This is a genomic window from Methylobacter sp., from assembly GCF_023227905.1.
GTDB lineage: Bacteria > Pseudomonadota > Gammaproteobacteria > Methylococcales > Methylomonadaceae > Methylobacter_A.
The window spans coordinates 1-2,540 of record NZ_JALOCF010000133.1; the positions used below are offsets into that span (position 1 = coordinate 1).

The following is a 2,540-nucleotide window of genomic DNA, read 5'->3' on the forward strand; positions in this document are numbered from 1 at the left end:
TTAAAAGTATGCGCGACGCAAAACTGGCGGATGGCATTACCGATAGCGACCAGAGTAAATTTTATAACGAACTGTATGACAAGCAGCTAGCGGTGCATTTATCCGGTAAGCCGGGCGTTGGTCTTGCGGATTTAATCGTTAAGCAACTTAAGTCTGATCAGCCGGATAATGAAAAACTGGCGCTTGACGATTATCTGAACAGATCGGCCGGTACCCAAAAAGGCATATCGAAATATCCGCGTGCCGTTGGCAACCGGGCAAGTAATACCGTTGATGGTCAGGTTATTATCAACGCTTACATTCATGACAGTAGCCCGCTTAATGAAATGACGGAAATTCCGTTAAAGAATAATCATGCCCGGCCGATACAATCAGCAGAGGATTTTATCCGGCAGTTGCACCCTTATGCACAGCAGGCAGCGAAAGAATTGGGCGTAGAACCCAGGGTTATTTTGGCGCAGGCAGCGTTGGAGACGGGTTGGGGACGTTCGTTAATAAAAAACAGCAATGGCGAGAGCAGTTTCAATTTGTTTAATATCAAGGCCGATAAGTCCTGGCGTGGCAAACAGGCGCAGGTGCCTACGCTGGAATTTGAGCAGGGCGTCGCTAAAAAAGTAAACGCAGGATTTAGATCCTACGCCTCATTTCAGGAAAGTTTTCAGGATTATGTAGCTTTTATAAAAAATAATCCACGCTATGGCGATGCGTTAAAACAGGCTGGCAATGGGGAGCGCTATTTGCATGAACTGCAACGCGCCGGTTATGCAACCGATCCCAACTATGCCAATAAAATCATGAACATTTATCACAGCAACACGATGGCCGAATTTGAACCGGAAACTGTTGTGGCAATGCGGTAATGACCAAAGTAAACCCGGATAAGTCTCAAAACAGGACTCCAGTATGACAGGACTTTTAGGAACAGCATTGTCAGGGCTTATGGCCTTCCAACGCTCATTGAATACCACAAGCCATAATATTGCCAATGTCAATACCGATGGCTATAGCCGCCAGCACGTGGAATTTGGCGCCAGACCTGCGGAATTTAGCGGTGCCGGCTATATTGGTCAAGGGGTGGATATTGCAACGGTTTCCCGCAGTTATGATCGGTTTATTACTAATCAACTGACTTCCAGTACTTCTGCATTTGCAGAAACCGATACGTTTTCTACCATGGCGTCGCAGGTGGATAATATTATCGCTGATGAAGCGACCGGTTTGTCACCGGCGTTGAAGTCGTTCTTTAATGCCGTCAATGAAGTGGCTAATGACCCTTCGTCTCTGCCTGTCAGGCAGGTTATGGTTTCTGAAGCCGAGTCTTTAGCTCAGCAATTCAATACGGCGTCGGCCCGGTTTGAGGATTTACGTCTTCAGACCAATAAGCAAATGCAGGCAACCGTTGATGATATTAACGTCTTTGCCGAAGGTCTCGCTACCCTGAACGGTAAAATTGTCACAGATTCAAGTCGCACATCCGGTGGGCAGTTGCCTAATGATCTATTGGATCAGCGCGACACGCTACTAACTAAAATTGCAGAAAAAATAAGCATTTCCACGCTTGCTCAGCAAGACGGTTCTATCAGCGTCTTTATTGGCAATGGACAATCCCTGGTATTGGGCGCAAACGCTGCCAAGCTGTCTTTGGCAGGATCAAGTACCGATCCTGCTCATAAAAATATTTTTATGGACGGTCAGGATATCAGCAAACAAATTACCGGTGGAGAATTGTCCGGGACGCTTAAGTTTCGCGATGAAGTTCTGGATCCTGCCCAGCAACAATTGGGCTTGGTGGCGGCTGGGTTTGCTGTCCAGTTTAACGCGGCGCATACAGCAGGATTCGATTTAAACGGTGATGCAGGAACGGAACTGTTCAGTTTAGGAACACCAGCGTTAACCGTACCGGTAACTGCCAATCCGAATAATTCGGCCGGCAGTTCGGTTACAGCTGTTTATGATCCGAACACGGCAAGTCAACTCTATCCAAGCGATTATATGTTGAGTTATGACGGCACCAATTATTCCTTAAAAAGGCTGAGTGACAACACCATAGCTAATGCCGGTCCGGGGCCAACTATAACGGGGCCTGGATTCATCCTGTCAACATCGGGAGTTTCCGCCAACGACAGTTTTTTGATCAGACCGGCATTTGATGCCGCCAAAAAAATGACGGCGCTGCTGACTGATCCCGTGAAAATTGCTGCTGCCGGCACTACCGGCGGTCCGGGTTCACCGATACCGGGCGATAATACGGCCGCTTTAAATTTGGCCAGTCTTGAAAAAAAATCCGCTTTGCTCGGTGGCAAGGCGACTTTCAATGGCGCTTATGGTCAACTGGTAGCAAAGGTTGGTACCTTAACGCATGCGGCAAAAATTAGCAGCTCGGCTCAGGAAGTATTATTCAACCAGGCAAAACAGGCAAGAGAAAACCTGGCAGGCGTTAACCTGGATGAAGAGGCGGCAAACCTGATCAAATTTCAACAGTCCTATCAGGCTGCGGCTCAAGCCATTGCTATTGCCAATTCATTATTTGATACCTTAAT

2 protein-coding genes are annotated in these 2,540 nt (G+C 47.5%); both read left to right on the plus strand.

All coding sequences use genetic code 11. The features are described 5' to 3' along the window. On the plus strand, nucleotides 1-860 hold an 860-nt coding region (gene flgJ, locus M0R47_RS21805; protein WP_292558460.1), incomplete at its 5' end, for a flagellar assembly peptidoglycan hydrolase FlgJ. A gap of 43 nt (nucleotides 861-903) precedes the next feature. Further along, on the plus strand, nucleotides 904-2,540 hold a 1,637-nt coding region (flgK, locus tag M0R47_RS21810; protein ID WP_292558461.1), incomplete at its 3' end, for a flagellar hook-associated protein FlgK.